Source organism: Bradyrhizobium sp., from assembly GCF_049691595.1.
Taxonomy (GTDB): domain Bacteria; phylum Pseudomonadota; class Alphaproteobacteria; order Rhizobiales; family Xanthobacteraceae; genus Bradyrhizobium.
This window is the reverse complement of the sequence record NZ_JBAVNZ010000560.1, coordinates 1-5,219: the sequence shown is the minus strand read 5'-3', so window position 1 is coordinate 5,219 and position 5,219 is coordinate 1. Positions and strand designations below refer to the sequence as shown.

Below are 5,219 nucleotides of genomic sequence, written 5' to 3'. Positions count from 1 at the left end.
GCTCCTATCCGACTATGAGCGGGCGTGAGCCTCGCTTCAACGAGGGCAAAAATCTCAATGAAATGGCGCGCCAACCGGAATAAAACTGCGAACTCTTATATTGTTCGGATTGTGTTGTGAATTTGCCGGCGCCGCGTTCGCAATTTCCAATCCTCCGGGCCAGAGGTGGTGCGAGAACGCGGATTCGGGACATTAGTGGCCGCTGGGGTGTCGGTTCATTTCCTCCAAGAGCTCGCGCATTGCATCGAACTGCGTGCCGAAGCCCTTCCAATCTCCGGACTTCAATCGCTCCACCGCTTGATAGTAGCGATCGAGCGCCTCGCGTGCCTGACTTGCCGCCGGGCCTGCGAGGGGCTTTTCGCCTGTCGTGCTTGAGACTGCCGGCGCTGCACCGGGTTCTGTGAACAGCGCCGACAAGGCCTCGGCGAGCGTCTCCTTCATCACCACATGTTCACCATAGGCCGCGATCACACGTTTCAGCTCCGGTAGGTGTCCATGCTCCGCTCGCAAATAGAGCGGCGATACGTAAAGGATCGAGTTCTCGATCGGGATCACAAGCAGGTTCGCACCGCGTATCACCCGCGAGCCCATCTGATTCCACAGCGTGAGTTGTTGCGAGATCTCCGTATTCTGATTGATCCGAGCCTCGATCTGGAACGGCCCGTAGACCAGCTTCTCCTTGGGGAACTCGTAGACGATCAGTTTGCCGTAGTCGGGCGCGTCGCAGCGCGCGGCGAGCCACGCGATCATGTTGTCGCGGCGGCTCGGTACCATGGGAAGCATGAGAAAGAACTCGGCCTGCGGTTCGCCGGGTAGCCGCATGATGATATAATAAGGAGTCATCATTGAGGTGCCGTCGCCGCCCGGCTGACGCGGGAACTGCCAGAGATCCTCGCGGTTGTAGAAAACCTCGGCCGTCTCCATGTGGTAGGTTTGATACAGCCTCGCCTGAATCAGGAACAGGTCCTCCGGATAGCGAATGTGCTTCTGCAAGTCCGGAGGCATGGCCGAGAACGGCTTGAACAGGTTCGGAAAGATGCGCTGGTAGGTCGCCGCAATCGGGTCGCCGGGGTCGATCAGATAGAAGTCGACGGTCCCGTTATAAGCGTCGACGATAACCTTCACCGAATTGCGGATGTAGTTGAGATCGAGATCCGGCACAGGCTGCGCTGAGGGGAAATAGGAACTCGTCGTGTAGGCGTCCTGCATCCAGAACATCCGTCCACTACTGACAACCAGATAGGGATCATGATCGAGCCTGAGGAATGGAGCGATCGTGCGCACCCGTTCCTGGATGTTGCGCCGGATCATGATCCGGCTGTCGATCGTGATGTAGCTTGAGAGAAGCAGGTTCGGGTCGTTGAAGTAGTAAGCGAATAGCATTCTCGGTGCTATTGGCCCGATCGGAACACCGCCGATGCCGTCATAGGCCGCATATACGTTGTCTTTCCCCTTCGGATAATCGAACTCCGGTGTGCTCCCCCTGACGATGACGTAGCTATCGCTCTCTTCGCCGAAGTAGATGCGCGGCTCATCGATCTTGGGGCCGCCGTCTGCGACAGGAGGAATATCCCGCAAATAGAACAGCGGCAGTCCTTCAGTGCTCTTGCGGGTGACCGGGCTCATCACCGCGCCATTGCCGTGAGTAAACAGCACGTGGCGGTTGACCCAAGTCTGGGCGTTCGGGGGCAGCAAGGAAGGCCGCAATTCGCGAGCCGAGAGCATCACGCTTTGGTAGGAGCCGTCGAGCCAGTAGCGATCAACGTCGAGATCATGGAATTTGTAGTAGGTGCGGATCTCTTGCAACTGCGCGTAGGTATCCGACAAGGGCAACCAATCCCACAGCCTGATATTCTCGATTGTCGCTTTGTTGGCCTCGAGCGTCTTGAAGGTAAGCTTCTGTTCGGCAGCAAACGGCTTGGCTGCGATCCGATCGAGATTGTATGCTTGCCTGGTGAGCGCGATGTTGCGTTCGATGTAGGGCTTCTCGAGCTGCAACTCGCTTGGTTTGACGAACACCTGTCGGAACAGCACCGGAGCTACGCTGGATAGCACGAACGAGCCGATACCGACGAGCACGATCGCGATGGCAGGAAGCCGGTAGGTGCGCACCCGAAGGTTTGCCCATGCGGCGAACGCCGCGATGATCGAAAGCCCGATCATTAGCCACAGGCCCGGTAGCCCCACATGTATATCGGTGTAACTGGCGCCAACGACGACGCCATTGTCGCCATAGAGCAGCAGATAGCGGTCGAGACCATAGGACCAGGCCTTCACCATTAGGAGAAGGCCGAACAGCGCTGAGCCGTGAGCAATCGCCGTCGGCGACATGGATCGGTGGTGTGTGTCGTATTCGATGTCACCGCGCACCCAGTAGGTCGCTGCGGCGAAAACCGCGCTCAGAACGAGGGTGAGCAGCATCCAGTTCTTGATGAGGATATAGGCGGGCAGCGAGAAGAGATAGAAGCCGATGTCCTTGTTGTAGAGCGGATCGTCTACGCCATAGGGCACCTGATAGAGAAACTGCAGGAAGATGCCCCAGTTGCCGGTCTCTGCCGCGGCGACCGGCAGAGCGAGCAAGCCTGCACCGCCCGTGATGACCCGGGGCAACGGCAGTCGATCGCGCATGAGCGCCAACAGGTCGGGCGGCGGCGTATTGCCCGTCGGGTTCCACGCGGAAGTGGCGGCCACTTGGGTTGACTGCCGCCGGCCAAAACGCAGCGCGAGCAATCCGTTCAGCCAAAGTATGACGGCGGTTGCCGTCAAGACAGCGAAAAACACCGCGGCTTTGGCGACGATGCTGGTTAAAAAAACCTGCAGATAACCAATCGAGGAAAACCACAGCCAATTGACGAGGAAGTCGGTCGCGAGCCCCAGCAGGATCAGGCAAATCCCGACGGCGAAGGCCGCGACGATGAGCCTGACCACGGCGTTTTGCCTTGGTGCCTTCCGTCCGGGTCCGGTGATCCCGATCGTCATAGATCAACGATAGCAGAAACCAGCGACGCTTACCGCTTGATTCGCGGTCGGATTGTCGCGTCAGGCGCGTATTCTTAAGCCAATGTATGAACGATCACCGGCCCGGCGACCGCCGTAACCGGCCCGATCATCAGAGGCGCGAGGTTCTGTTCGATCCACGCGAGCCCGCGCCTGTTCGACTCCTCCGCTCCCTCATGGTTGTTGAAGATGCTGATCGCCGTCACCGTGTCGTCCGGCGCATAGACCACATAATAGGCCATGAAACCTTCGACATCACTGATGATCGGAATGGCACCCTCCTTGATCCTGCGTGCCAGCTCTTCGGCCATGCCAGTCTTTGCTTTGCCCTGACGAATGGCGGCGTACACAGGCTCCTCCCTTACCGGCGGGCTGCCCGCGGTCGCGACTGCCGCGACCATGCATCACGCTCAGAATAGGCAGGGCGCGAGCAGCAGAGATTTCCCCGCATGCTAGATCCTACGCCATTCCCCACAACGACACCATCGAACTGGCCCGGCCGAAGAGATTCGAACTGCCCCCCGCTCCGATCGGCAGAGGGGAGTTCAAATCCTGTTTGGTCACAGCGTGATCGTCTCATAGCGACGGCGTTCGAAGGCTTTCGCCACGGCTTCAGTCCTTGTGCGCGCGCTTAATTTTCGGCCAGCGAATTCGCTTGCAAGTTCACTTCGCACCTCAAGATGGTAGCCTGATTTAGGCACTAAGGAGTCATAACCCGCAGATGGAAGCGATATTTTGCGGCTATAAAGATACCCAAATTACTACGGGTGAGGTATTTATACGCAAACCACCAGCAGCGAGAGGAAACTTCGACATGAACCGGCGAGTTTGAGTCATGTTGGCAACGGGCGGTCGCGCCGTCACCGTGTTCGGCGGAACCGGCTTTCTCGGCCGCCGCATCGTTCGCCGTCTGCGCGATCGCGGCTTTCCCGTTCGGATTGCGTCTAGGCATCCGGATCGGCGACATGGACATTTCGGCCCTGATGATCCGCAACTTCAATCCGTAGCGGCCGATATTCACGACGAGCAATCAGTCGCGGATGCGCTTGCTGGCGTTTACGGTGTTGTAAATGCGGTCAGTCTTTACGTCGAGCACGGACGGGAGACCTTTCATTCCGTGCATGTCGAGGCTGCCCAACGGGTAGCAGCGCAAGCGCACCGGGCGGGAGCCGAGCGGCTCGTTCACGTTTCAGGAATTGGCGCCGATGCCACCTCACGATCGCGGTACATCCGAAAGCGCGGCGAAGGCGAACTGACGGTCCGGGCCGCTTTCCCCGATGCAATTTTCATCCGACCGGCGGTGATGTTCGGACCGGACGACACGTTTCTCACGACCATACTTAGGTTGCTCCGCCGGCTTCCGATCTATCCGATGTTCGGCCGCGGCCTGACCAGATTGCAGCCGGCTTATGTGGAGGATGTTGCCGAGGCGATCGGCCGCGTCATGCAGCGAGGCGAGACGCCTTCAATGATCTTCGAGCTCGGCGGTCCCTGCGTCTACTCCTACGAGGAGTTTCTAAGAGCCGTTGCGCACCAGGCCGGCCTTGCGCCCGTGCTGATTCCAATCCCGTTTGCCGTTTGGTACGCGCTCGCATGGGCCTCCGAAATCCTCCCGAATCCACCTCTCACCCGTAATCAAGTGGAGTTGATGCGGGTCGACACCGTGTCGGCGCCGGAATTGCCTGGATTTGCCGAACTCGAAATTTCGCCGCGCTCGGTCGAGGTCATGCTCCAGGAGATGCTGTCGAGTTGCGTTTGAAACTCAGTCCAGCCGCTTCGGATGAAGGGCGCGCTCTGCATCTGCTCATGCGAGTGAAGTCGGCGAGGCAGGTTTCGAACTGACATCACACGGCGCCGTGTATATAGTGCACCAGCTGATCGATGACGAATGTCTGATCGCTGATGATATCCTTCACCAGATCCCCGATGGAAATGATTCCCACGACTTTTCCCTGTTCGATAACGGGCACGGCTTTTTCGGTCATAATGGCCATGCAGTCTTCCACGGATTGATCAGGTCGCGCAAAAACCACGTTCGTTTCCATGATGTCGCGGACGAGAGTCTTGGGTGATACGCGGCCTTTCAACACCACGTTCCGGGCATAGTGGCGTTCCGCAATGATGCCGACGAGCTTGTCGCCCTCCATCACGGTCAAAGAACCAACGTTCTTGTCCGCCATCTTCTTGATGGAATCATAAACAGTCTCGTCCGGGCGGACCGA

4 protein-coding genes are annotated in these 5,219 nt (G+C 58.4%); 1 reads left to right on the top strand and 3 read right to left on the bottom strand.

Features of this window, described 5'->3' with window-relative positions; all coding sequences use genetic code 11:
• Positions 1–192: 192 nt before the first annotated feature.
• A complete protein-coding gene (locus WCE35_RS22735) occupies positions 193–2,979 on the bottom strand; it encodes a UPF0182 family protein (protein ID WP_424595563.1) in 2,787 nt (928 codons plus the stop codon).
• A 74-nt stretch (positions 2,980–3,053) separates the two neighbouring features.
• Complete coding sequence (locus WCE35_RS22730) at positions 3,054–3,398, bottom strand: antibiotic biosynthesis monooxygenase (RefSeq protein WP_424595562.1); 345 nt, start codon at positions 3,396–3,398, stop codon at positions 3,054–3,056.
• 434 nt (positions 3,399–3,832) lie between these two features.
• Here WCE35_RS22730 and WCE35_RS22725 point away from each other — a divergent pair, with 434 nt between their 5' ends.
• A complete protein-coding gene (locus WCE35_RS22725; RefSeq protein WP_424595561.1) occupies positions 3,833–4,756 on the top strand; it encodes a complex I NDUFA9 subunit family protein in 924 nt (307 codons plus the stop codon).
• Between the two features lie 85 nt (positions 4,757–4,841).
• Here WCE35_RS22725 and WCE35_RS22720 read toward each other — a convergent pair.
• On the bottom strand, positions 4,842–5,219 hold a 378-nt coding region (locus WCE35_RS22720; RefSeq protein WP_424595560.1), incomplete at its 5' end, for a CBS domain-containing protein.